Here is a 24,517-nt window from a genome sequence, read left to right as displayed (position 1 = left end):
CCCCCTTCTGACCGTGCCGAGAAGCGCAGGGCCTGGGGTGAGCGCGTGCCGAAGGACACGCGCATCGTTGTCTGGCTCGCCGAAGCTGTCTGACCGGAGCTCCCTCGCAGAGGGCGCGCAGGGAGTTCTTCGGCGCACCCCAGGACCGAGCATCGCAGGTTGCCCCGGAGCGCAGCGCAGGGGACACGGGCAGCGGGGTCGCCTTTCTCTTGGGTACTTTTCTTTGGCGAAGCAAAGAACAAGTACCTCGGCCGCCGGGCCGAGACCCGGCTCCCGTCCCCTGCCAAGGCACGCCGCAACCACTGCTCCCAATTGCAAGCACGATGAACCCGTGAACCAGATATAGGCCAGCACAATGCTCACCGTCCAAAACATCAACCAGTACTACGGCGGCTCCCACATCCTGCGCGACGTGAGCCTCACCGCCGAACCCGGCAAGGTCACCGTCCTCCTGGGCCGCAACGGCGTAGGCAAGACCACCCTGCTCAAAAGCCTCATGGGCCTGGTTCCCATCAAGAGCGGCTCCATCCAGTTCGATGGCAAGGCCATCGACAAGACCGCCCCCTACGACCGCGCCCGCGCCGGCATCGGCTTCGTGCCGCAAGGCCGCGAGATCTTCGGCCGCCTCACCGTCGAAGAGAACCTGCGCATGGGCCTGGCCTACAAGAGCGGTTCCACCCCCGTGCCGCCGCACCTGTACGAGCTGTTCCCCGTGCTCAAGCAGATGCTGCGCCGCCGCGGGGGCGACCTCTCGGGTGGGCAGCAGCAGCAGCTGGCCATCGCGCGGGCCCTTGCGCCCGGGCCGCGCCTGTTGATCCTGGACGAGCCCACCGAAGGCATCCAGCCCAGCATCATCAAGGACATCGGCCGCGTCATCCGCATGCTCGCCGACAAGGGCGAGATGGCCATCCTGCTGTGCGAACAGTACTACGACTTCGCGCAGGAACTGGCCGACCAGTACCTGGTCATGGAGCGTGGCGAGGTCATCGCCCGTGGACCTGGCAGCGAGATGGAGTCCAAGGGCATCCGCAACTTGGTCGCCATCTGATCGGTCCCAGGATCAGCCCGCCTTGGCGGGTTTGGTGCGTTTTGCCGGTTGCTCCTTGACCGCAGCGGCTGGCAGCGCCATCGCCTCCACCAGCAACCGGGTGAAGGTGTCTTGCAAGGGCGAGGCCGGTGCATTGCTCAGCGTGGCGATGCCCAGCTGGTAGCCGATGTGGGGCTTGAACGGGCGCGAGCTGATGCCGCCTTGGGGGCAATGCCGCGCCAGCAGCGCGTTGACGATGGACACCCCCAGGCCTTGCGCCACATGGGCACAGGCCTCGCTCACCGAGTGCACCTCCAGCGCCACGCGTGGCTGCACGCGCTTTTGGCGGAAGGCCATGTCGATCTCGTGGCGTATCTGGCGCTGGCGGCCCAGCAGGATCAGGCTGCAGTCGATCAGGTCGTCAGGGCTCACCTGGGCGAGCTGTTCCAGGGCATGGCCCTTGGGCATGATGCACACCGCTTCGGAGTCGAGCGTCGCACGCGTGGCCAAGCCCTGCATCTCCATCGGCAGGCGCACCAGGCCGATGTCGGCCTCGCGGCCGAGCAGGGCCTGCTCAGCGTCGCTGTACGAGCCGGACAGCACCTCCAGCACCACATCGGGGTGCGCCTGCATGAAGCGCCTGGCCAGCGTGGGCATCAGCGTGGTGGCCAGCGTATTGGGCACGGCCACCTTGAGCAGGCGCCGCTTGAATCCTCCCAGTCGCAGCTGCTCGGCATGCCGGCGAAAGCACTGGGCCGAGTCCATCAGGCCCTGGGCATCGTTGCGCAAGGCCTGGGCTTCGGCCGTCGGCGTCAGGCGGCCCTTCTCGCGCACGAACAGGCGCAGCGCCAGGCTCTCTTCGAGCTGCGCGAGCAGCCGGCTGATGGCGGGCTGCGACAGGCCCAGGCGCTCGGCCGCGCCGGTGGTGGAGCCGCTGAGCATGATGGCCTGGAAGGCCTCGAGCTGCTTGAAATTCATGGACGTTCAAACGGTGTGTACAGGCCTGGTGCACGCATCTTTGCACCGGCCCCGCTCGGGTGCAAACACACAGCAATCCGCATAGGGTAATACGGCTTCGTCATAGCGTTGTGGGCAAGCCCCCCGCTCCACAGAATTCGTGGCGTCAGAACCCACATCCGATTCAAGGAGCGAGACTTCATGAGGCCCATTTCCCCCGCCGCGCTGGCTGCCAGCAGCCTGGTATTTTTGTCTGCCGGCGCACCCGCCACGGCGCAAACGCAAGACCTGCAGGTCTACGGCCAGGTGCGGCTCACCGTCAACAACACCAAGACCGGCAACGCCGGCTCTGCCATGGAAGAGCGCGACAACGCGTCCCGCCTGGGCTTTCGCGGCAGGGAGGACCTGGGCGATGGCATGGCCGCCCTGTTCGGCCTGGAGATGGGGCTCGAGGCCGACTCGGGCGCCGCCACCACGCCTGCGTTCCGCAACAGCTACGTGGCCCTGCGCGGTGGCCTGGGCACGCTGGCGCTGGGCCGGCTCGATTCGGCCAACCCCACGGGCTCGCCGCTGTACTCGCAGGTCACGCGCATCACCTCGTTCGCGGCCAACGACGCCGGGGCCACGGCCATCGGCACCTCCATCCTCAATGCGCGCAACCGCACCTCCAATGCGCTGGGCTACCAAAGCCCGACCTGGGGTGGCGTGAACCTGCGTGCGCGCTACTACCTGCGCGGCGACGCCAAGACGCCCGAGCAGGAGAACGGCGCCAGGTCGCTTGACCTGGGCCTCAACTACGCCGACGGCCCCTGGTCCGCAGGCATCGGCTACGGCACGGACCGGCGCCCGGGCGGCCTGCTGGCCAACGAGTTCGCGAGCAAATGGCAGCTGGGCCTGCGCTACGACTTCGGCGCCATCGAGCCCTATGTGCTGCTGGGCCGCGATCGCTATGCGGCAGCCTCCACTGCCGTGCGTGCCGACGTGGACTACTGGCTGGTGGGCAGCCGTTTCTCCACGGGCCCGCACGCCCTGGTGGTCAACCTGATGCAGCGCGACGTGCTGGCCTCGCAGCGGGGGCTTCGCAAGCGCCAGCAGGTCGCGTACACCTATGCCTTGTCCAAGCGCACCGAGCTGCAGGCCTTCCTCGACCGCGACGGCATCGATTCCAGCCGCAGCAACGTGGCCGTGCGCGTGGTGGGCGCGGGAGTGCGCCATGATTTCTGAAACCCTGCAACCCCAGCTCCATTCCTCCTTGCCATCGACCCCGAGTTCCCCCATGTCCCGAATCCAGAAAGCCCTCGCGCTGATAAGCGTCTCGTTGGTCCTGTACCACCCCCTGGCCGTGGCTGCGGCCGACTTTCCTGAAAAGCCCGTGCGCATCGTGGTCCCGTTCCCGGCAGGGGCAGCTGCCGATACGGCCATGCGTGTGGTGGCACGCAAGATGTCGGAGCAGTGGCGGCAACCCGTCGTCATCGACAACCGGCCCGGTGCGCACGGCTTCCAGGCGGTCACTTCGTCCGCGGCCGACGGCTACACCCTGCTCATGGGCGCAGGCTCGGGCATGGTCACGGCGCCACTGCTGTCCAGCAAGCTGCCGTACAACCCGTCCCGCGACTTCGTGCCCGTGGGCCGGGTGGTGATCAACGTGCCCATCCTCACCACGCACCCGGGTCTGCAGACCCGCACCGTGCGCGAGCTGGTCGACCTGGCGCGCAAGAGCCCGGGCACCCTGAACTACAGCACCAGCGGCAATGGCAGCCCCGGCCACCTGTCGATGGAGATGTTCCAGGCGGCCACGGGCACCAGGATGGTCCAGATCCCCTACAAGGGCGGCGGCCCCGCCGTGAATGAGCTGGTGGGCGGCCATGTGCAACTGGGCATGAACGCCGTGCCCAGCGTGTTCGCGCACATCAAGGCCGGCCGGCTCGTGCCCCTGGCCGTGGCCAGCGCCAAGCGCTCGCGCGCCTTCCCGCAGGTGCCGACCATGGCCGAGGCCGGTGTCAAGGATTTCGAGTACGACATCTGGTACGCCCTGTTCGCCCCCACGGGCACACCGCCCGATGTGGTGGGCAAGGTCGGCAAAGCGCTCAACAGTGCGTTGGCCGATGCCGAGGTGAGCAACCTGCTCGTGGCCCAGGGCGCTGAGCCGGCCCCCACCACGCCGCAGGAGCTGGCGCGCTTCATCCAGGAAGACACGGCACGCTGGGCCAAGCTGGTCAAGGAACGCAACCTCAAGCTCGACTGACCGGGGCCACAGCATGACGATGACAACAACAACGACGACGCCCATGGCGGCGGCCGGTGGTAGCGTCTCCCGGCACACCCACCGCGTGCCCATGCGCGACGGGGTGCACCTGGCCACCGACCTCTACCTGCCCACACAGTCCCCAGGCCCCTGGCCTGTGCTGCTGGAGCGCACGCCCTACGGCAAGAACGCCGAGACCCGGCGCGAACGCACGGCCGCCAACCCCGCGCCCCTGCGGCGTGGCGAAGTGGCCGCCCGTTTTGCCGAGGCCGGCTACGCCGTGGTCGTGCAGGACTGCCGCGGCCGCTTCGACTCCGAAGGCCAGTTCACCAAGTACCTGGGCGAGGCCCACGACGGGGCCGACACCCTGCAGTGGATCATGGCCCAGCCCTGGTGCCGCGGCGCCGTGGGCACCTACGGCCTGTCGTACGCAGCCCACACCCAGACGGCGCTGGCCAGCCAGCGGCCCGCGGGCCTCAAGGCCATGTTCCTCGAGTGCGGCGGCTTTGCCAATGCCTACCGCGGCGGCATCCGCCATGGTGGCGCGTTCGAGCTCAAGCAGGCCGTTTGGGCACTGCGCAACGCCTGCAGCGGCAGCACACAGCTGGGCGATGCCGCACGCCAGGCGCTGGCGCAGGCGGATATCGGCGAGTGGTTCCTGCGCCTGCCCTGGTCGCGCGGCGACTCGCCCCTGCAGTGGGCGCCAGAGTACGAGGACTACCTCTTCGGCCAATGGGAGCGAGGCGCCTTCGACGACTACTGGCGCCAGCCCGAGCTGTATGCCGCCGGCCACTACGGGGCGCTGGACGGCGTGGCCCTGATGCTCATGTGCGGCTGGTGGGATCCCTATGCGCAGACCACCACCGACAACTACCTGGGCCTGGCCGGGCGTGGCAACCCCAGTGTGCGCATGGTGCTCGGCCCCTGGACGCATGGCGAGCGCAGCGTGCCGTATGCCGGGGACGTGGACTTCGGCCCCGGCGCCGTGCTCGATGGATCGCTCGCACCGGACTATGTGGCCATGCGGCTGGCATGGTTCGACCACTGGCTCAAGGGCCAACCCCTGCCACCGGCGATGGACGACAGCGTGCGCTACTTTCGCATGGGCGGCGGCTCGGGGCGGCGCACGCCCGCCGGCCGGCTCGACCACGGCGGCACATGGCGCAGCGCCAGCCACTGGCCCGTGCCCGGCACCGCTTTCGTGCCCTGGTACCTGGGGGCGGACGGCGCACTCTCGCCCGTGCAGCCGGACCGCGACGACGCGCTGGGTTTCGACTTCGACCCCGCGTCCCCAGTGCCCACCCTCGGCGGCTCCATCACCTCGGGCGAGCCGCTGATGGTGGCGGGCGCCTACGACCAGCGCACCAGCGGGCAGACCTTCGGGGCCCGGGCGCCCCATGGCCCGTTGGCGCAGCGGCCCGACGTGCTGGTCTTCCAGACGCCGGTGCTCGACGAGGACATGGAAGTCTCTGGGCCCATCACCATCGAGCTCTGCGTATCGTCCTCGGCCCCGGACACGGACTTCACCGCCAAGCTGATCGACCAGTACCCGCCCAGCGCCGACTACCCCGAAGGCTATGCCATGAACCTCACGGATGGCATCCTGCGCTGCCGCTACCGGCGTTCGTGGGAGGCCCCCGAGATGATGCGGCCCGGCGAGGTGGTGCAGATCACCATCGAGCCCATGCCCACCTCCAACCTGTTCCGCAGGGGGCACCGTATCCGGCTGGACATCTCTAGCAGCAACTTCCCGCGCTTCGACGTCAACCCCAACACCGGTGCACCGGAGGGCAGCGCGGGGCCACGCGTGGTAGCGCGCAACAGCGTGCACATGGGGCCGGGCGCGCCGTCGCGGGTGGTGCTGCCGGTGATTGCGGCGCGGCCCTGAACCAGGCCGGGGCCCGGCTCAACCGGGCGCTGGCGTGGCGTCCCCCCGGTGCCGCCAACGCGCCACGCTTTCGATCACCAGCACCGTACACACCATCCAGGTGCCGCCCAGCAGCCAGCCCGCCAGCACGTCGCTGGCGTAGTGCACCTGCAGCACCATGCGGCTCCAGCCGGTGGTGAAGACCAGCATGCCCGCCAGCACCACGCACGGCACATGCCAGCGCAGCGGCAGCAGGCGCGTGGCCAGGTAGGCCAGCAGGGTGTAGGCCACCATCGAGGCACTGCTGTGTCCGCTGGGAAAGCTGTAGCCGTCGGCCTGCGCCACGCCGTGGTGCAAATGCTCGGGCCGGGCGCGTTCGAAGATGCTTTTGAGGATGCGCGTCAGCGCCCCGTTGCCTGCCAGGGCCGCCAGCCAGCCGGTGGCCAGCAAACGCTGGCCGTGCCACCACAGGCCGGCGGTCACCAGGGCCGTGAGCGCGGTGAGCACGGCGGTGTCGCCCAGATGGGTGAGGGTGGCAAACCAGCGCAGCACCCCGGTGGCGGCGTGCAGGCGCAAGGCGTCGGCAATGGCATCGTCCACCGTGCCCCAGTCGCCGTCCTGCTCGCTGCCGCTCTCGGCCAGTTCGGCCATCATGCTGCCGGCCAGCACCATGGCACAGGCGGCTGCCAGCATGCCCGCCAGCAGGGCCCAGCGCGGATCGATGGCCATGGGCAGCGTGCGCTGCAGCAGCGGACCGCCATGGCGCCGCACGCTGCGCAGGCCCCACAGCGCTGCGGCGCCTGCCAGGCCGGCCAGCGCCAGGCCGGCCAGCCACCAGCCCAGGGGGTGGCTGGCGATGAGGTGGCCGATGGTGGTGGCGTTCATGGGGTTCACTGGCAAGCGTCCGGTTCTGGGTCGATACTGCCGGTTGTATCGCACCGCACATCACCCCTTCGCACCGGGTGTGAATGTAGGACAAGGCGCCGACAGGCGCACAGCGCCGTGGCTGACAGGCCCGTGCGCAAGACCCGGGCACGATGGTGCGATAGCGGCCCTTGTGCCGCCGCGGCCCGGCCGCGGTGGCCAGCCGCCGCACCACCGGAGCCTTGCCTTTCACCCATGACCATTGCCCAACGTCCCCCTGCCGTCCACCCCCATGGGCGCATCCACCTCGTGGTGCCCAAGCGCCCGGGCGCCGACTTCGACCTGGTGCGCGCCAAGCTCGAAGGCGCCTTTGCGGCCCATGCGCACGACGTGGTGTGGCATGTGCCCGACGAGCGCGGCGACATCGTCGAGCTGGCCTACCAGGCCGTGCGCGATGCGCAGGCCGATGGCGGGCTGGTGGTGGCCGCCGGTGGCGACGGCACCATCAACGCGGTCGCCGCGGCAGCGCTGCAGGCCGGCGTGGCCATGGGCGTGGTGCCCATGGGCACCTTCAACTATTTCAGCCGCGAGCACGGCCTGGCGCTCGACCCCGAGATTGCCGTGCAGGACATGCTGCACGCCATGCAGCACAGCGACATGCGCCCCGTGCAGGTCGGCTTCGTCAACGACCGCATGTTCGTGGTGAACGCTGCCGTGGGCCTGTACCCGCGCCTGCTGGCCGAGCGCGAGATGGCCTCCAGGCGCTTTGGCCGCTCGCGCATGGTGGCCATCCTGTCCGCGGTGTGGAGCATGTTCCGCCCGGCCGGCGGGCGCCGCTGGCGCGTCATCATGCGCACGCACGAAGGCGCCCAGGCCCAGCAGGAGGAGCACCTGGTCACCACCCTGTTCGTGGGCAACAACCCGCTGCAGCTGGGCCGTGTCGGGCTCATGCAGGCCCAGTCGGTGGCCCAGGGCGGCCAGCTCGCCGTCGTCCTGCTGCAGCCGCAGGACCGCTGGGCCGTGGCCCGCACGGTCTGGAACGCGGCCACCGGCCAGCTGGCGCGCGACCCGGCCGTGGTGAGCATGGCCTGTGCCGAGATGACCGTCGCCCCCGCCAGCTGGCGCCCCGCCCAGGTGAAGGTGGCCTTCGACGGAGAGCGCGAATGGATGGCGCCGCCGCTGCGCTTTCGGGTGCATGACAAGCCGCTGTGGCTGGTCACGCGCACCACGCTCGACCGCGACCCCACGTCCGCACCGGCGGGCGGTGATGTGGCTGCAAGCCACCCCGTGCAAGAGGTGCCGGCGTCCGAGCCCGCGCCTCCGCCCGCCATCACCCCGCTGCCTGCGCTGGGCTGACTTTTTTCCGCTTCTCTCTCACACTCGACTCTGCGCACCACAGCACCTTTGCACCCATGTCCGTCTTGATGCACCTGTCCGACCTGCACTTCGGCGCCCACGAGCCGGTTGTCTGCCGCGCCGTGCAGGCGCTGGCGCGGCAACTGGGCGTTTCGGTGGTGGTGGTCTCGGGCGATGTCACGCAGCGCGCCACTGCGCCCCAGTTCGCGCAGGCCGCCAGCTTCATCCGCGGGCTCGATGCCGGCGCCACCGTGGTGCTGCCTGGCAACCACGACCTGCCGTTGTTTGCCTGGTGGCTGCGCTGGGGTCGGGCCTACGACCGCTTTGCACACGAATTCGGCAACGACCTGGAGCCCGTGCGGCAGCTGGGCCGCTTCTTCATCGTCGGCGTGAACACCACCCGGCCGTGGCGGCACGAGCGCGGCAGCCTCTCCAGCGCGCAGATCGCGCGCGTCGAGAAGCAATTGGCAGAGGCCTACGAAGAGCCCTGGCGCATCGTCGTCGCCCACCACCCGCTCACCGCGCGCAATGCGCAGGACAAGGAACACCGCCCCGCACGCGCCGACGAGGCCCTGCTGCGCTGGCGCGATGCCGGCGCGCAGATGCTGCTGTCGGGCCACGCCCACGCCGCCGGCCTGCTGCAGCCGCTGCCCGGCCTGTGGGTCAGCCAGGCCGGCACGGCGGTATCGCACCGCCTGCGCCACGGCTACCCCAACAGCCTGGTCATCCTGAGCCACGAAGCGGACCTCCAGGACCCCGACAAGGCGCAGCGCTGGGCCTCGCGCTGGGACTATGACCCCGATCGTGCCGCCTTCCACTGCGTGCAGCGCCAGTGGGTAGATGACCCCAAGGGCGCCCTGGCCATCTGATCCTCAGAACCGGTGGCGCATGCCCAGCGCGAAGCTGGTTCCCTGCGCCTCCAGCACGCGCGGCGGTGCCGGCAAGGTCTGGGTGCGCGTGCTGTCGCGCAGGGCCATCAGGTACACGTCGGTGCGTTTGGACAGAAAGTAGTCGTACCCCACCGTGAACACCCGCCGCTGCAGATTGCCCCCGGCCACGGTGGCCGGCACCGGCCCCACGGCATCGTCCGTGCGGCGCGATGCATAGCCGGCCAGCAGCCGGCCGGCGCCGATGGGCACGGCAGCACTCACATCCCACACGCGGTAAGCCAGGTCGAGCGGCGCCGCGGCCGTACCCCGGTTCTGGATGCGGCCGAGATGGGCGAACACCTTTACCGCCGTGAAGTCGTACGAAGCCGCCAGCTGCCAGGCTCGCGTGTCGTTGGGCGAGGTGCCGTCGGCAAAGGTGATGGGGTTCTTCCTCACACTCTGCCAGGCCAGCGATGCGGCGAACGGGCCCTGGCCGTAAGCCACCCGCAGTGCGCTGTTGCCCCCGCCCTGGCCCTCCGACAGCGCATGCGCAGCCGACACGGTGGCCCCCGCCCAGGCGGGGCTGTCGTACACCACCGAATTCGCCCAGCCCGTGCCGCCCGTGAGCGGCGCGCCGATGAAGGTCACCAGGTTCAGCGGCCCGAAGACGGTGGAATCGCCGAACGCATTCGAGGTGATGCTGTTCAGGAACAAGAGCGAAGTGACATTGCCCAGGCGCACGCGCCCCCAGCCGGGGTGCGCCAGCCCGACCCAGGCCGCGCGCGAGAACACCGGGTCCGCCGCGACGTTCACCGGCGCGGGCAGGGCGTCGCTGCGCCCGCTTGCGCCCGAGTCGTTGCGCAGGAAGGACGACAGCTCGAACGCCGCCGTGAGCCCGCCGCCCAGGTCCTCGTTGCCGCGCACGCCCCAGTGGCTGGTGGACATGCCGCCGCCTTCGAGCTTGCCGATGGGCCGGTCCAGCGCGTTCACACCGGCGGCTGCGCCCTCGAAGCGGCCCACGGCCGCATCCACCAGGCCATAGAGATGCAGGCCCGGGCCGGTGGCCGGCTGGGCGTGCACGCTGGTGCTGCTGAAGGCGGCCAGCGTGCTGGCCAGGAGGGCGGATTTGCCCAGGGGTGATTTCATGGTCTGTCTCCAATCGGTGGTTGCTGGTGGATGGGGAAGGTCGGGAAAAGGCCGCACCCGTCCACGGCGCGCTCGCAAGGCGAGCGTTCCGAGGGGCAGGGCGTGGTGGGGGGAGCGCCGGGCAGGCGCTGTCTCCGGCGCCCCTGCCGTCCTGGCAGGGGCGCGCGCAGGCTCACGCACCGGTGGCATGCCACCGGCGCGTCGAAGCGGTGTCGTGGGGCGGCCTGCGCCGCGTCAGGGCGCGCCGGTCAGGCGCATGGACTGCGGGGCCATCAGTGCACCGGCCCGCCGCAGGCGCCGCGCATGCCGTGGGCGATGAAGCGCACCAGCAGCGGCCCGGCCGTGGCCTCGTCGCCGGGCTGGTTCTGGCCGAACGAGAGGCGCTCGATGCGCCGGTCGTTCACGTGGTGCAGCAGCGCACCCAGCGCGAACTGGTAGCACCAGGCCACCTGGCTGCGCGTGGCCTGGGGCAGGGCGCTGGCGATGGCGTCGATGAAGGAGTGCGCGAGCGGGTCGAACAGCTCGCGGATGATGGGCTCGTCCTCTTCCAGGTGGTCGCTCATGCCGCGCGACAGCAGGCGCAGGAAGTGCTGGCCCGCCGGCTGGCTCGCCACCTCCAGCACGGGCAGCACAAAGGCCTTGACGATCGCGTCGAGCAGGTGCTCGGGGGCGGCGGCGCGCTGCGCATCGGCCAGCGATTGCAGGCGCACGCCGATGTAGCCCGCATGGGCGCGAAAGATCGCGTGGTACAGCGACAGCTTGGGGCCGTAGTAGTAGCCCACCAGGGCCAGCGGCACGCCGGCCTCGTCGGCAATGTCGCGGATCGACACGCCATGGAAGCCGCGCGCGGCAAACAGGCGTTCGGCCGCCTGCAGGATGTTGGCCTGGCGGTTCGGCGCCAGCTTGTCGTCGGGGCTGGCCAGGGCCTTGCCGGTGGTGCGCTTGCGCGGCGCAGGGGATGCCTCGGGCAAGGCGGGGGCAGGGGGTTTGGTGCGTGGCATGGTTCGATTTATACGTATGTACAAAACAATTGAACACTCGTACAAACCCCAGTGATGCAATGTTTGTACGTTCGTATAATTTTTCGCAGAGGCGGCTTGCACAGGGCCTGCCGCCTTCACTACGCCGTTTGTAGCAGCCATTGCAGTCCATTCCCACAGGAGACAAATCCATGACCACCCGCCGCCGGTTCACCCAGCTTTCCGCAGCCGCGCTGCTGCCATCCACCTGGGCCCGGGCGTCCCAGGCCGCCACGGGCATCCCGGATGTCGCGCGCATCCTCATCGGCTTTCCGGCAGGCGGACCCATCGATGCGCTGGCCCGCCGTGTGGCCGACCGCATGCGTGGCAAGTACGCCGGCGCCGTGGTGGTCGAGAACAAGCCCGGCGCGGGTGGGCAGATCGGCATCCTCAGCCTGCGTGACAGCCCGGCCGACGGCACCAACCTGCTCATCACGCCTTCGTCCATGCTGTCCATCTACCCCTACACCTACCCCAAGCTGCGCTATGGGCTGGCCGATGTGGCGGCCGTTTCGGTGGCTGCCCACACCGACCACGGCCTGGCCGTGGGCCCGGGCGTGCCCGACAGCGTGCGCACTCTGGCGGACTTCCTGGCCTGGCTCAAGGCCAACCCCAGCAACGCCAACTACGGCAGCCCCGGCGCGGGCTCCATGCCGCACATGGTGGGCGTGCTGCTGTCGCAGATCACCCAGCTGGACATGCGCCACATCGCCTACCGCGGCACCGTGCCCGGCGTGCAGGACCTGCTGGGCGGGCAGGTGCCGGCGTTCTGGGGCCCCATCGGCGACTACCTGCAGCACACCAGAACCGGCAAGCTGCGCGTGCTGGCCATTGCCGGGGGCAAGCGCTCGGTGTTCCTGCCCCAGGTGCCCACCCTGCAGGAGCTGGGTTATCCCCTCAAGGTCAGCGAGTGGTATGGCTTCTTCCTGCCCGGCAAGGCCACGCCCGAGGTGGTCAAGCGTGCGTCCGACGCGCTGCAGGCCGCGCTCACCCAGCCCGAGGTGGTCGATTTCGGCAAGCAGTACGGGCTGGAGATCCGTGCCTCCAGCGCAGCCGACCTGGCCCGGATGCTGCAGGCCGACGCCGACCAGTGGCGCGGCCTGATCAAGCAAACCGGCTTCACCGCGGAATCCTGAGAAAGTCTTTCAGCCATGTCCACCCCATCCCCGCGCCGCATCGTCGATATCTCGATGCACCTTGAAAACGATGTCGTCTCCGACCCCCCGGGCCTGGGCCCGCGCATCAGCTACATCGACCACCACATGAGCTTCGACGACCTGGCGCGCTTCTTCCCCGGCGTGCGCAAGGAGGACCTGCCCGACGGCGAATCCTGGGCGGTCGAGGACGTGCAGCTCAACACCCACAACGGCACGCACCTCGATGCGCCCTACCACTTCGCATCCACCATGGACGGCGGCCAGCGCGCGCTGTCCATCGACGAGGTGGACCTCGACTGGTGCTTCCAGCCCGGCGTGAAGCTCGACTTTCGCCACCTGCCCGATGGCTACGTGGTGCAGGCCGCCGACGTGGCGGCCGAGCTCGCGCGCATCGGCCACACCCTGCAGCCGCTGGAGATCGTGGTCGTCAACACCCGTGCGGGCAGCGCCTACGGCACGGCGGGCTACACCCGCGCGGGCTGCGGCATGGGTTACGAGGCCACCATGTACCTGCTGGAGCGCGGCGTGCGCCTCACGGGCACCGACGCCTGGAGCTGGGACGCCCCCTTCGCCTACACCGCCGAGCGCTATGCCGAAACCCGCGATGCCTCGCTGATCTGGGAGGGCCACAAGGCCGGCCGCGACATCGGCTACTGCCACCTCGAAAAACTGCACAACCTCGAAGCCCTGCCTGCGAGCGGCTTCTATATCTCCTGCTTCCCGGTCAAGGTGCGCGGCGCCTCCGCCGGCTGGACGCGCGCCGTCGCCATCTTCGATCCGGTACTCCCCTTGCGCAAGGAACCGGCATGAAGCTCGCCACCCTCAAGAACGGCCAGCCCGACGGCCGCCTGGTCATCGTCTCGGCCGATGCCGCCCACTGCGTGGACGCCAGCCCCGTGGCCCCCACCCTGCTCGATGCGCTGCAGCGCTGGGATGCGGTGCTTCCTGCCCTCACGCGCCTGTCGCAGGCCCTCGACATCCCCGACGCCCGCACCAGCGTGGGGGCCATTGCCTTCGATCCACGCCAGTGCGCGGCACCGCTGCCGCGCAGCTTCCAGTGGCTCGACGGCTCGGCCTTCCTGAACCACGGGCGGCTCATGGAGCGCGCCTTCAAGACCCCGCCCATTGCCGACTTCGAGACCATCCCCCTCATGTACCAGGGTGCGGCCGACGACTTTCTGGGCCCGCACGACCCGGTGCCGCTGCCTTCGGAAGACGACGGCATCGACTACGAAGGCGAGTTCGGTGTGGTGCTGGGCGCCACGCCCATGGGGGTCAGCGCCCGGCAGGCGCTGCAGCATGTGCGCCTGGTCGTGCTGCTCAACGACTGGAGCCTGCGCGGCTTTGGCCCGCGCGAGGCCAAAAGCGGCTTCGGCTTCGTGCAGGCCAAGCCCGCCACGGCATTTGCCCCTATCGCCGTCACGCCCGACGAGCTGGGTCCCGCCTGGCGCGAGGGCCGCGTGCACCTGCAGTTGCAGACCTACCGCAACGATGCCTGGTGCGGCCACCCGCACGGCGGTGCCATGCACTTCGACTTTGGCCAGCTGATCGCCCATGCCGCACGCACACGCCGGCTGTCGGCCGGCACGGTCATCGGCTCGGGCACCGTCTCCAATGCCGATGCGGCCATGGGCTCCAGCTGCATTGCCGAGCGCCGCATGCTCGAAACCCTGGCCCAGGGTGCGCCGCGCACACCCTTTCTGCGCTTTGGCGAGCGGGTGCGCATGGTGGCGCTCGATGGGCAGGGCCACCCTGGTCCCTTCGGCCAGCTCGACCAGGTGGTGCAGTGCGCAGGGGCCCTCGCTGCGGGTTGATGCGAGCACGGCGACTGCCGGGCGATCATAAGGCGCTTTCCCCTGTTGTCGTTGTTTTCCCGGGGTCGGCTTGACCGGCCCGCGGGCCGCGCCTATTCTGGCTGGAGAGGACTGCCGTGCCCGGCAGTGCCCGGATCCCTGTGGAACCCCGCCTGTTGCCCATGCACAAAGAATTCAACCACGACGCCCTGCGCCGCCTGCAGGCGTTGATTGCCCGCGAGACAGGCGCCCCGCTGGGCGAGGCGGCCGCGGCCGAGGCGGCCGCCATCCTGCGCGGCGCCGACGGGCCCGAAGGCGTGCCCGCTGACGACAGCGTGGTGGCGGCACCGCGCGAGGTCACCATTTTGCTGGCCGACCTGCGCGGCTTCACGGCGCTGTCGGCATCGCTGCCCGCGGGCGTGGTGATCGCCGCGCTCAACCGCTGCCTGGCCGTGCTCAGCGAGGTGGTCTTCAAGCACCAGGGCGCCATCGACAAGTTCATGGGCGACTCCATCATGGTGCTGTTCGGCGCGCCCACGGCCAGCGACGACGATGTGGACCGGGCGCTGATGTGCGCCGTCGAGATGCAGATGGCCATGCGCGACCTGAACCTGGCCCACATGCGCGAGCGCCTGCCCGAGGTGTTCCTGGGCATCGGGGTGAACACCGGCACGGTGATGGCCGGGCGCTTCGGCTCCGACGTGTACTCCGAATACACCGTGATCGGCGAAGAGGTCAACCTCGCCTCGCGCATCGAGGCCTTCAGTCTGCGCGGCCAGGTGCTCATCAGCGAGGCCACCTACCAGCGCTGCTGGGGGCTGGTGTCGGCATCAGCCCCCATGCAGGTCTATGTCAAGGGGCGCCAGCAGCCCGTGGGCCTGCGCGAGCTGGTGGCCATCCCCTCGCGCAAGCTCAAGGTGCCGCGCCAGGAGTTTCGCCGCAGCCACCGCGTGGACACGCGCCTGCCCTGCCTGTGCCAGCGCATCCAGGACAAGATCATCGTGCCGCAGATCGTGCACACCGCCATCCGCGACATCGGTTACCACGGCCTGCTGGTGGAGATGACCGAGCGGCTCGCCCTGCACAGCGAGATCAAGCTCGAATTCGACCTGACCCTGGTCGAGTACCGCGCCACCGATGTGTATGCCCGCGTCATCACCCTGAAGCCCGAGGGCGAGCAGTGGCTGGCGGGCCTGGAGTTCACCTCCATCAGCCCCGAGTGCCACGCCAAGGTGCAGATGTTCGTGCAGCTGCTGGTGGCAGCGCGGTAAGGCTTCGTTCTTCTCCGCTGTCAGGGTTGATCAGGCGCTCAGCAGCCCAGCCGCTGGGCTGCGTCCACGATATCGCGGGTGTGCAGGTCATTGCCTGGCTGCGGAGTGCAGTCCTTGGGGCGGGCAGCGCCCAGTTCCAGGGGCCGCTCCACATAGATGGTGCGCAGCCCGCAGGCGCGCGCCGCCTCCAGGTCGTCGTGGTGGGTGGCCACCAATGCCACCTGGGCGGGCTCCAGGTCGAAGATGCGCGCCACGCCCAGGTAGGTGTCCGGGTGGGGCTTGTACGCGCGGAACACCTCCGCGCTGAGCACGCAGTCCCACGGCAGTCCCGCGCGCTTGGCCATGTGGGTCAGAAGGCTGATGTTGCCGTTCGACAGGCTGGTAATGGTGAAGCGCTGCTTGAGCCGCGTGAGCCCGGCCACGCTGTCGGCCCAAGGGTCCAGCCGCTGCCACACATGGTTCAGGTGCCAGCGCTCGGCCTCGGTGAGGTAGGCCAGACCGAATTTCGGCAGTATCTCGTCGAGGATGCCGCGGTGCAGCGCGTCGATGCGCGTCCAGCCCTGCTCGCCGCGCATCACGCGCGCCATGGCCGGCTGGTAGCCGCTGCGCCAGGCGATGGCGAAGGCATCTCCATCCACGGCAGGGTATAGCGCCTGCATCTCGCGCACGATGCTGCCGTGCCAATCCACCACGGTGCCAAAGATGTCGAAGGCCAATACCTTCACGGTGCTGGCAAGCTCGTCTGCGGTGCTCGGTGGTGTGGTCATTCGCTGGCCTTGGTTGGGAACGAAGGCCAAAGCGTAGCAGGCCCGCCGCCAGCGCGTTTTGGCCAGGCATGCTATGGTTACAGGATTCGGGTTTACCCCCGTAACTCCGTTTCTTCTCCACACCCTGCATGTCCTGCGCTGCGCCATCGCGTGCAATGCAGTGCTGCCCTGTTGCTGCTGCCGCCATGACCGCGCCCCTGTCTCCCACGTCGTCGCCCATCGCCCACACCCCCACCGACGACCGCACCCTGGTGCGCGCCGTGCTGGCCCTCGGGGTCGGCGGCTTTTCCATCGGCACGGGCGAATTCGTCATCATGGGCCTGCTGCCCGAGGTGGCGCGCGACATCGGGGTCACCATCCCGCAGGCCGGCCACGTCATCAGCGCCTATGCGCTGGGCGTGGTGGTCGGCGCCCCGGTGCTGGCCGTGCTGTGCGCCAACTGGGGCCGGCGTGCGCTGCTGATGGCGCTGATGGTGGTGTATGCGCTGGGCAACTTCGCATCGGCCCTGGCGCCGGGCTACCTGTCGCTCAGCGCCATGCGCCTGTTCACCGGCCTGCCGCACGGCACCTACTTTGGCGTGGCCGCCCTCGTGGCTGCGGCCCTGGCGCCGCCCGGGCGCCGCGCGCGCGCCGTGGGCTGGGTCATGCTGGGGCTGACCACCGCCACCCTGGTGGGTGTGCCGATTGCGGCGGCGCTGGGCGAATACTTCGGCTGGCGCGCGGCCTTCGTTTTCGTGGGGCTCATCGCCGTGGCCGCCGTGGTCATGGTGCGCCTGTGGGTGCCCGACATGCCGGCGTCGCACGGTGCCAGCCCGCTGCGCGAACTGGGCGCCCTGGCGCGCAAGCAGGTGTGGTTCACCCTGGGCATCGGCGCCATCGGCTTTGGCGGCATGTTCGCCGTGTTCAGCTACATCAAGCCCACGCTGCTCGAAGTGGCCGGCCTCTCGCCCGCCTATGTGCCCTTCGTGCTCTCGCTGTTCGGCCTGGGCATGGTGGCGGGCAACATCGTCGGTTCGCGCATGGCCGACAAGGCCCTCATGCCCGCCATCGGCAAGGTGCTGCTGTGGTCCATCGTGGTGCTCGCGCTGTTCGTGCCCGCCGCACACCACCCGGTCAGCGCCGCGCTGGCCACCTTCTTCCTGGGCACACTGGTCGCCATCGGCCCTGCGCTGCAGATCCGCCTGATGGACGTGGCCGGCGATGCGCAGACCCTGGCCGCAGCGCTCAACCACTCGGCCTTCAACGCCGCCAACGCGCTGGGCGCCTGGCTCGGCGGTGTGTCCATCGCGGCCGGCCTGGGCTGGACGTCCACCGGCTGGGTGGGCGTGGTGCTGGGCATCTGCGGCGTGGGCATCTTCGCGTGGTCGATGGGCAGCGAGCGGAACACGCAGCGCGCCACGGCGGGCCTCAAGGCCTGAGCGTAGCGGCGGCGCTACAGCGCCGCCCTCTGCAGACCGGCCACCGCGTTCTGCGTTACAGTGAACGCGGGCCAACCCCATTGTTGGCCACGTCGCTCGGACGGTTCCGGGCGCTTACGTGAAAGTTCACCAGCATGTCTGCTTCTCAGGGCAAGCGCCGCTTTGCGCGCATCGATCGCCTCCCCCCCTACGTCTTCAACATCACGGCCGAGCTCAAGCTGGCTGCCCGCCGCCGTGGCGAGGACATCATCGACATGAGCATGGGCAACCCCGATGGCGCGACCCCGCCGCACATCGTGGCCAAGCTCACCGAGGTGGCCCAGCGGCCCGACACCCACGGCTACTCCGCCAGCAAGGGCATCCCGCGCCTGCGCCGCGCCATCAGCCACTGGTACAAGGACCGCTATGCGGTCGACATCGACCCGGACACCGAGGCCATCGTCACCATCGGCTCCAAGGAGGGCCTGGCCCACCTGATGCTGGCCACGCTGGACCGGGGCGACACCGTGCTCGTGCCCGACCCGAGCTACCCCATCCACATCTACGGCGCGGTGATCGCCGGTGCCGACATCCGCAGCGTGCCCGTGGCGCCCGACGTGGACTTCTTCGCCGAGCTGGAAAAGGCCATCCGCGGCAGCTACCCCAAGCCCAAGATGATGATCTTCGGCTTCCCGAGCAACCCCACGGCGCAGTGCGTGGAGCTGTCGTTCTTTGAGCGCGTGATCGCGCTGGCCAAGAAGCACGACATCCTGGTGGTGCATGACCTGGCCTACGCCGACATCGTGTACGACGGCTACCGCGCCCCCAGCATCATGGAAGTGCCCGGCGCCAAGGACGTGGCGGTGGAGTTCTTCACCCTGTCCAAGAGCTACAACATGGCCGGCTGGCGCGTGGGCTTCATGGTCGGCAACCCCGACCTCGTGGCCGCGCTCGCCCGCATCAAGAGCTACCACGACTACGGCACCTTCACTCCCCTGCAGGTCGCGGCCATCGCCGCGCTCGAGGGCGACCAGCAGTGTGTGAAAGACATCGCTGCCCAGTACCAGCGTCGCCGCGACGTGCTGTACAAAGGCCTCACCGAAGCCGGCTGGGCCGTGGACTGCCCCAAGGCCAGCATGTACATCTGGGCCCGCATTCCCGAGCCCTACCGCGCCCTGGGCTCGCTCGAATTCGCGCGCCAGCTGCTCGACAAGGCCAAGGTCTGCGTCTCGCCCGGCATCGGCTTCGGCGACCAGGGCGATGAGTACGTGCGCTTCGCCCTCATCGAGAACGAGGCCCGCATCCGCCAGGCCGTGCGCGGCATCCGCGCCATGTTCAAGGCCGATGGCTTGCTGAAGGTGCCGGCGGCGACCGGGGCAGCGTGATGCGGCATTGATGCCGGCCTGTCGTTGGGGCTGTGGGTGCGCGCGCCTGGGTTTTGGACCCGGCGCGCTGCACCACAATCGGCACCGTGAATTCACCTACCGCCATCCCTCGTCTCTTTTCTTCTGATTCTTCATTGGCATGCCTGGGCCGGGCGCGTTCCAGCGCTGCAGCAGCTGCGGCAGTAGCGGTTGTCGTGGCGCGGTCGTGTCTGCCGGTGCATGCCCAGGGCGCTGCGGCCCAGATGGCTGTTGCCACGCCCGCTGCGGCGTGCTCCTTTGCCGGCACGGGCGTGTTGCCCCGGGACACCATCGTGATTGCAGCGGGTAGCTACGGTGGGCGCCCCGCCGGCTTCCAGATCGACCAGAGCGGCAACGACGCCACGGTCTTCGACGTCACGGTGCATGCAGACAAGCCAGTGGCCCTGCTTCTGGCCGCGTACGAGCCGTCTGTCTGGTCCGTCGGCTGGACAGCGGGGACCCGGGTCGTCGCGGTGTTTGCCACGGGCTACCACCGCCAGGCTGTGGCCGGGCTTCCTGCCGGCACGCCCATCATCACCTCGGCCCACACGGAACAAGGCGAGTGTGGCTATGCCTATCTGGGCGAAAGCCTGGCCTGGGTCAACCCGAAGTCCCGCGCCGTGTTCGGCAAGGAGGCCAAAAGGGTTTACGACAAGGCGCCCGAGGGGGCCATCCTCATCACAGAGTCCTCCCGTGCGCCGACGGCGCCCATGCGCTCGCCCGATACGGCGGTCGAATCCTTTCGCAGTCCCGATGCGCTGCTGGCCGGCAAGGCCGGCCTGGAATTGGGCGTGCGCAAGGGCCTGCTGCGCATGGCGGTCGATGGCGACGTCCAGGCCGTGCGCAGGCACTACCAGAAGCTGGCCGCAAACAACAGCCGAGCGGGCAAGGCCGACATACCCCCCGTCGCAGGCCAGGCACCCGGCGCGGGGCCTGCAGTGCAGATACCGAACCTGTACCTGGGCAACACCTACGTCGTGCTCAAGCCCTTCACCCTTCCCGCAGGGCTGTACGGGGGGCACTCCGCTTCCTTCATCGTGCCCAAGGGCGTGCCCGCCCCCGGCGGAGACCTGGGGCACAGCATGGTCGTCAACCTCAACAGCAGCCAGGAAAAGCAGGCCTGCACGGGATCGGGTTGTCGTTGAGGGCGCGTGTTGGGGCCGCGAGTGTGCGAAACGCACGCAACAAAACCATACGTCTGCTTACCGCTGGCCTGCTCAGTCGCGGTTTAGACTGGTAGGTATGCACATGCTCGACTACAACCCCGACGACCTGGATGTCACCATTTCCGAGATGCTGGTCGCCACCAGCGACTCTGCCGACCACGAACTGCCCGCGGTGGTGCCTGCGGTGTTGAAACTGCTGCGCAAGCGCCTGGGCATGGACGTGGCCTTCGTCTCCCAGATCGCAGACGGCCGCCGCACTTTCCAGGCCGTGGACAACGCGCCCGACTTCCCGTTGCTTCAGCCCGGCATGTCCGATCCGGCCGAAGAAAGCTGGTGCCAGTATGTCGTCGAGGGCCGTCTGCCAGAGAAGATCGACGATGCAGCGCCCCTCGTCAGGGCAGGGAAGGCGCCCGACCCCGGATTTACCATCGGCACCCACCTGAGCACCCCCGTGCGCTTGGCCGACGGCCAGGTCTATGGCACCCTGTGCTGCTTCAGCCGGGGTGTGCAGAAGGATGCGGACATCGACCGGCTGCGGTACACGGCGAACCTGCTGGGCGAGAAGTTATCGGAGGGGGCAGGAGAGACTTCTCGTTGAACTCGCGGTGATGGGGTGGCGACCACGGCGCGCTTGTTGTGGCCCCGCTGCCCCTCAAGCCTTGCGCAACCCCTGCAGCGTCTGCAGCAGCACCACCCGCGTCTGCCCCAGCACCATGCCCTTCCACTCCTCGTTGTCGCAGTAGAACGTGTCGCGCAGCTGGGCGCGGATCTCGCGCTGCTGCGCTGCGGGTGCCTCGGGGTGGCGGCGCAGCCAGGTGTCCGCGCGCAGGCGGTACAGCATGTCGGGCTCGGGCACGGTGCCGAACTCCAGGCCCATGGGCGCGATGCGGGCGTTGGGGCATTCGTCGAATGCGGTGGTGACCACCGGGCCCGACACATCGGCCGAGGCCGAGTCGCCGGAGAACGGCGAGAACACGTCGGCGCCCCACCAGGACTGGGCCAGCGCCAGGTCTTCGGGCGTGTTGCGGCCCGGGTAGATCTTCTCGCCGTGGCCGTAGGGGCCCAGGCCCGTGTGCACGTCGATCCAGCCCAGGTGCGTGGCGGCTGCCGCGTACTTGCGCAGGATGGCGCGGATGGTCCTGTTGCTCCACGACGGGGCGGTGCCGCCGTAGAACAAACCGTCGGGCGAGGTGTACTGCCCCTTGAACACGGCATTGCGGAAGGCGGCCATGCCGTGCCGGGCAATATAGGCGTCCACGGCTGCGTCGTCGGCGGTTGTGGGTGGCCAGGTGGCGGGCAGCACCAGCGGCTCGACCTCGGCATACGCCGTGTTCACCGGCAGCGGCGCGCTGAAGTCGATGTGGTTGCGGTTCAGGTCGATGTTGTCTTCGTTGGTGCGGTGCAGGTGCGAGAACCCGTGCGGGTTGACCGCATGCACCAGCAGCAGTGCCACGCCGGCCTGTTCGAGCCGCGCGAGCAGGTCGGCATCGTGGAGCGTGGCGACCTGCGTGCCCGAGCCGCAGAAGCCCTCGGGCCCATGCGTGCCCGAGGTCACAAGCAGGATCTTTTGCGCACCGATGGCGCCGACCAACGCCACGTCGGTGGCCAGCTCTTCGCCCAGCGCACCCCGGTGCTCCGGGTGCACAAAGGACTCGATGGCCGCGCCGCTGTGCGCTGCGGCTTCGAGGAACTTGGTGCGGGCTTCGGCGTAGGTGCCCGAGAAGTGGCGCGTGGCCGCGCTGCGTTGCGGTGTAGGCATGGCGAATGGCTCCTGTGTGGGGTGTGTCGAGTGGGGCTACATCGCCCAGATGCGCGGCGCCTCGCCCTGCAGCGCCCACATCTGCTCGCGCCAGGCCACGCGCACGGCCTTGAGCAGCTTCATCGCCGGCTCCACCTGCGGGGCCAGCACGCGCACCACCACCATCTGCGCGTTGGGGCTGGTGGCGCCTGCGGTGGCGGTCAGGGTGGGGTGCGCATCCATCACCGCGCGCGCCGCGTCCAGTGCGGCGTCGCGGCGGTTGCGCTCCAGCGCGCTGCCTGCGGCAAAGAACATGCTGGCCATGCAGCGCTGGCCGGCCAGGCCCAGCGGGCTTTGCAGCAGGCGCTCGTCGGCGGCATCGATCACGCCGCGCTCCAGCCACAGGCCGGGCACGGTGAGGTGCTGCACGAAGCGGCCCTGCACAAAGGGCTGCTCGGCATGGGGCAGGCCCAGGGCGGTCACGTCCCAGCCCATGCATTCGGCGCCAGGCGCCAGGTTCAGGGTGAGGTGGTTCTCGGCATTGCAGGCGCTGTAGCACAGGGCCTCCAGCGGCAGCCATTCCAGGCGCGCGCCCTCGGCCAGTGTCAGGTGGCTGCGCTGCAGCGCCAGCGGGCCGGTGGATCGGTAAAAGCGCGTGGCGCCCGGCGTGGTCACCAGGCCGTGCGCGCCCGGGCCCACGGTGGCGGCGATGTCCAGCGTGTCGCCGCCCACCAGGCCGCCGGGCGGGTGCACCAGCACGTTGTGGCAGATGGCGTCGCCCTCGGGGTACAGGCTTTGCAGGATGCGCAGCGGGCCGTTGTGCTCGTACCGTGCCACGGTGCGGGCGTTGGGTTCTTCAACGGTGTAGTCGAGCTGCAGGCGGGCGTGCCAGGACATGGATGAATCACTGCCGAGCTGCGCGGCTGCTATTAAATGAATAGCTGATTATGCCTCTGCGACTTTTGCACGGCGGCTTTGAAGGATCGCATTCAGCCGGATAGCTAGGCGGGGAGCCGCAGACAGTGCTTTTGCACGGCAAGGCTCCCCAACGACGCTAGCTGGTTGAAGGCAAATCCGCAGGGCACTAAGCCACCTTGGCTACAGGAGGTACCCAGCTGCGCAGCTTGCCGGGGTTGAGCAGGCCCTGCGGGTCGAAGCGCTGCTTGATGCCCACCACGGCCGGGTCCAGGTTGTTCTGCTTGCCGTCTTCCACGATGTAGACGTGCGGGTTGTTGATCTGCACGCCATGGTCGCGGTAGATCTGCATGATCTGGTTCAGGCGCTCTTCGGTGCTGTAGCGGATGATCTGCAGCCCGCTGCAGTTGAAGGCGCCTTCCTTGGTGCGCAGGAACTCCAGGTGCATCATCACCTCGCTGCCCAGGGCCTTCTCCAGCGCCTTCACCTGCTCCAGCCGGGTGGCTGGGTTGAAGCCGCTCTGGATGTAGGTGAGCGTCTTGTCCACCTTCAGCGCGTGCAGGGTGGTGTGGTTCCAGGTGTATTCGAGCAGCGTCTTGTGGCTCTTTTCCACCTCGTCGGCGGTCTTGCGGTAGCCGACGTTGCCGCCGTATCGGGTGGCCATGTCGCGCATGCCGTCTTCGGAGTGCGAGGCCACCAGCAGCATCACCGCGTGGCAGCCTGCGGGCAGGTGCTCGGCCAGGCTGGTGAAGTAGGCGGGGATGGGCGCGGCCAGAAAGCACACCTCCTTTTTCTCCAGCCCCGGCGCGGCGCCGAAGCGGTCGGCAAACTCCAGCGCGGCGTCGAACTCAGTGAAGGTGACGATGCATTCCGTCCACGCCACCGTGGGGGTCAGCGCCACCTCCAGCTCCAGCACAATGCCGTTGGTGCCGTAGGTGTGGTGCAGCAGCATGGCCTCAGGGCCGCGCAGCTCGATGACCTGGGGCTCGGGCTCCACCGTCATGGCGCGCACGGCCAGCACGTTGCCCGGTGCGGCCAGCGGGCCGTGGTTGATCGACCCGGCCCCGCCAAAGCCGCCGCCGAACAGCCCGCCCAGCGTGGCGCTGCGGTAGGTGGAGGGCAGCCATCGCAGCTCCTGCCCCAGGGGCTTGGCCTGCGCGTCGAAGTCCGACAGGCGGATGCCCGCCTGCGCCCGGCCCACGCCGCCACGCACCCAGCCAAAGCCGTTGTAGCCCGACAGGTCCAGGATCACCCCGCCATGCAGCGGCGTGCTCTGTCCGTAGTTGCCGGTGCCGCTGCCGCGCACGGTGAGGGGGATCTGCGCCTTTGCACAGGCGGCCACTACCTGGCGGATCTCGTCCTCGGTGCGAGGACGCACGGCCACGTCGCCGCGCTTGCCGGCCAGGTCGCGCTTGAGTACAGGGCTGAACCAGGCGAAGTCCTGCGACAGCCGGCCCACGCGCAGCGGGTCGGCAATCCAGTCCAGGCCGGGCAGTTGTTCGGGCAGTTGGTGGGCAGTGGTGGTCATGTCTGTCTCTCCTGTCGGTGCGGCGGGTGGCG

The 24,517-nt window shown here is 69.2% G+C and carries 22 protein-coding genes; 14 read left to right on the top strand and 8 right to left on the bottom strand.

Translation table 11 applies throughout. The features are described from left to right. Positions 1-355: 355 nt before the first annotated feature. Positions 356-1,048, top strand: coding sequence for an urea ABC transporter ATP-binding subunit UrtE (urtE, locus tag AC07PA_RS10965; RefSeq protein ID WP_494605251.1), 693 nt, complete (start codon positions 356-358; stop codon positions 1,046-1,048). Between the two features lie 12 nt (positions 1,049-1,060). Here the strand turns inward: urtE and AC07PA_RS10960 are convergent, their stop codons facing one another. Beyond that, positions 1,061-2,005 (bottom strand): LysR family transcriptional regulator, encoded by a 945-nt coding sequence (locus AC07PA_RS10960; RefSeq protein ID WP_494605249.1) that lies wholly within the window; start codon positions 2,003-2,005, stop codon positions 1,061-1,063. Positions 2,006-2,185: 180 nt separating this feature from the next. On the opposite strand from AC07PA_RS10960, the gene AC07PA_RS10955 reads away from it, so the two are divergent. Genes AC07PA_RS10955 through AC07PA_RS10945 form a run of 3 tightly spaced genes read left to right on the top strand, consistent with a single transcriptional unit; the run spans position 2,186 to position 6,117 of the window. Next, a complete protein-coding gene (locus AC07PA_RS10955) occupies positions 2,186-3,208 on the top strand; it encodes a porin (protein ID WP_494605247.1) in 1,023 nt (340 codons plus the stop codon). Between the two features lie 52 nt (positions 3,209-3,260). After that, the gene (locus AC07PA_RS10950) at positions 3,261-4,229 is read left to right on the top strand and encodes a Bug family tripartite tricarboxylate transporter substrate binding protein (RefSeq protein WP_494605245.1); all 969 of its coding nucleotides are present in this window, start codon (positions 3,261-3,263) and stop codon (positions 4,227-4,229) included. A gap of 19 nt (positions 4,230-4,248) precedes the next feature. Further along, on the top strand, positions 4,249-6,117 hold the full coding sequence (locus tag AC07PA_RS10945) for a CocE/NonD family hydrolase (protein ID WP_494605290.1): 1,869 nt from the start codon (positions 4,249-4,251) through the stop codon (positions 6,115-6,117). 18 nt (positions 6,118-6,135) lie between these two features. On the opposite strand, the gene AC07PA_RS10940 is transcribed toward AC07PA_RS10945, so the two are convergent. Further along, a complete protein-coding gene (locus AC07PA_RS10940) occupies positions 6,136-6,981 on the bottom strand; it encodes a phosphatase PAP2 family protein (RefSeq protein ID WP_494605243.1) in 846 nt (281 codons plus the stop codon). Positions 6,982-7,215: 234 nt separating this feature from the next. On the opposite strand from AC07PA_RS10940, the gene AC07PA_RS10935 reads away from it, so the two are divergent. Then, the gene (locus tag AC07PA_RS10935) at positions 7,216-8,316 is read left to right on the top strand and encodes a diacylglycerol/lipid kinase family protein (RefSeq protein ID WP_494605241.1); all 1,101 of its coding nucleotides are present in this window, start codon (positions 7,216-7,218) and stop codon (positions 8,314-8,316) included. 56 nt (positions 8,317-8,372) lie between these two features. Next, positions 8,373-9,185: a metallophosphoesterase family protein gene (locus AC07PA_RS10930; RefSeq protein WP_007858179.1), complete on the top strand. Its 813-nt coding sequence runs from the start codon at positions 8,373-8,375 to the stop codon at positions 9,183-9,185. 3 nt (positions 9,186-9,188) lie between these two features. Here the strand turns inward: AC07PA_RS10930 and AC07PA_RS10925 are convergent, their stop codons facing one another. Together AC07PA_RS10925 and AC07PA_RS10920 are read right to left on the bottom strand one after the other, a co-directional pair. Continuing rightward, on the bottom strand, positions 9,189-10,331 hold the full coding sequence (locus tag AC07PA_RS10925) for a porin (protein ID WP_494605239.1): 1,143 nt from the start codon (positions 10,329-10,331) through the stop codon (positions 9,189-9,191). A gap of 272 nt (positions 10,332-10,603) precedes the next feature. Then, the gene (locus tag AC07PA_RS10920) at positions 10,604-11,332 is read right to left on the bottom strand and encodes a TetR/AcrR family transcriptional regulator (protein WP_494605237.1); all 729 of its coding nucleotides are present in this window, start codon (positions 11,330-11,332) and stop codon (positions 10,604-10,606) included. A 170-nt stretch (positions 11,333-11,502) separates the two neighbouring features. Here AC07PA_RS10920 and AC07PA_RS10915 point away from each other — a divergent pair, with 170 nt between their 5' ends. The 4 genes from AC07PA_RS10915 to AC07PA_RS10900 all read left to right on the top strand — a co-directional run bounded on the left by AC07PA_RS10915 (position 11,503) and on the right by AC07PA_RS10900 (position 15,571). Then, on the top strand, positions 11,503-12,486 hold the full coding sequence (locus tag AC07PA_RS10915; RefSeq protein ID WP_007858183.1) for a tripartite tricarboxylate transporter substrate-binding protein: 984 nt from the start codon (positions 11,503-11,505) through the stop codon (positions 12,484-12,486). Between the two features lie 15 nt (positions 12,487-12,501). Beyond that, entirely contained in the window at positions 12,502-13,317 is an 816-nt protein-coding gene (locus AC07PA_RS10910; protein ID WP_007858184.1) for a cyclase family protein, read from the top strand. After that, on the top strand, positions 13,314-14,321 hold the full coding sequence (locus tag AC07PA_RS10905) for a fumarylacetoacetate hydrolase family protein (protein WP_494605234.1): 1,008 nt from the start codon (positions 13,314-13,316) through the stop codon (positions 14,319-14,321). Before AC07PA_RS10910 ends, AC07PA_RS10905 begins: the two co-directional genes overlap by 4 nt. Before the next feature lie 161 nt (positions 14,322-14,482). Next, on the top strand, positions 14,483-15,571 hold the full coding sequence (locus tag AC07PA_RS10900) for an adenylate/guanylate cyclase domain-containing protein (RefSeq protein ID WP_494605232.1): 1,089 nt from the start codon (positions 14,483-14,485) through the stop codon (positions 15,569-15,571). Positions 15,572-15,609: 38 nt separating this feature from the next. Here AC07PA_RS10900 and AC07PA_RS10895 read toward each other — a convergent pair whose 3' ends face one another. Continuing rightward, complete coding sequence (locus AC07PA_RS10895) at positions 15,610-16,338, bottom strand: haloacid dehalogenase type II (protein WP_494605230.1); 729 nt, start codon at positions 16,336-16,338, stop codon at positions 15,610-15,612. A 185-nt stretch (positions 16,339-16,523) separates the two neighbouring features. Here AC07PA_RS10895 and AC07PA_RS10890 point away from each other — a divergent pair, with 185 nt between their 5' ends. From AC07PA_RS10890 to AC07PA_RS10875, 4 genes are all read left to right on the top strand, one after another. Beyond that, the gene (locus AC07PA_RS10890; protein WP_007858188.1) at positions 16,524-17,756 is read left to right on the top strand and encodes an MFS transporter; all 1,233 of its coding nucleotides are present in this window, start codon (positions 16,524-16,526) and stop codon (positions 17,754-17,756) included. 134 nt (positions 17,757-17,890) lie between these two features. After that, positions 17,891-19,120, top strand: coding sequence for an alanine transaminase (gene alaC, locus AC07PA_RS10885; protein WP_494605227.1), 1,230 nt, complete (start codon positions 17,891-17,893; stop codon positions 19,118-19,120). Between the two features lie 242 nt (positions 19,121-19,362). Further along, positions 19,363-20,283 carry a hypothetical protein gene (locus AC07PA_RS10880; protein ID WP_494605225.1) on the top strand — a complete coding sequence of 307 codons (921 nt, stop codon included), beginning with the start codon at positions 19,363-19,365 and terminating at the stop codon, positions 20,281-20,283. A 103-nt stretch (positions 20,284-20,386) separates the two neighbouring features. Beyond that, on the top strand, positions 20,387-20,902 hold the full coding sequence (locus tag AC07PA_RS10875; RefSeq protein ID WP_494605223.1) for a GAF domain-containing protein: 516 nt from the start codon (positions 20,387-20,389) through the stop codon (positions 20,900-20,902). Positions 20,903-20,956: 54 nt separating this feature from the next. Here the strand turns inward: AC07PA_RS10875 and AC07PA_RS10870 are convergent, their stop codons facing one another. From AC07PA_RS10870 to AC07PA_RS10860, 3 genes are all read right to left on the bottom strand, one after another. Then, positions 20,957-22,063, bottom strand: coding sequence for a M14 family metallopeptidase (locus AC07PA_RS10870; protein ID WP_494605221.1), 1,107 nt, complete (start codon positions 22,061-22,063; stop codon positions 20,957-20,959). Positions 22,064-22,099: 36 nt separating this feature from the next. Further along, positions 22,100-22,939 (bottom strand): urease accessory protein UreD, encoded by an 840-nt coding sequence (locus tag AC07PA_RS10865; RefSeq protein ID WP_494605219.1) that lies wholly within the window; start codon positions 22,937-22,939, stop codon positions 22,100-22,102. A 187-nt stretch (positions 22,940-23,126) separates the two neighbouring features. After that, positions 23,127-24,485: an FAD-binding oxidoreductase gene (locus tag AC07PA_RS10860; RefSeq protein ID WP_494605217.1), complete on the bottom strand. Its 1,359-nt coding sequence runs from the start codon at positions 24,483-24,485 to the stop codon at positions 23,127-23,129. Between the last annotated feature and the right edge of the window lie 32 nt (positions 24,486-24,517).

It is taken from the genome of Acidovorax sp. GW821-FHT09B03, assembly GCF_059418305.1.
The sequence above is the reverse complement of the archived record's forward strand: the minus strand, read 5'-3'. Positions and strand labels throughout refer to the sequence as shown.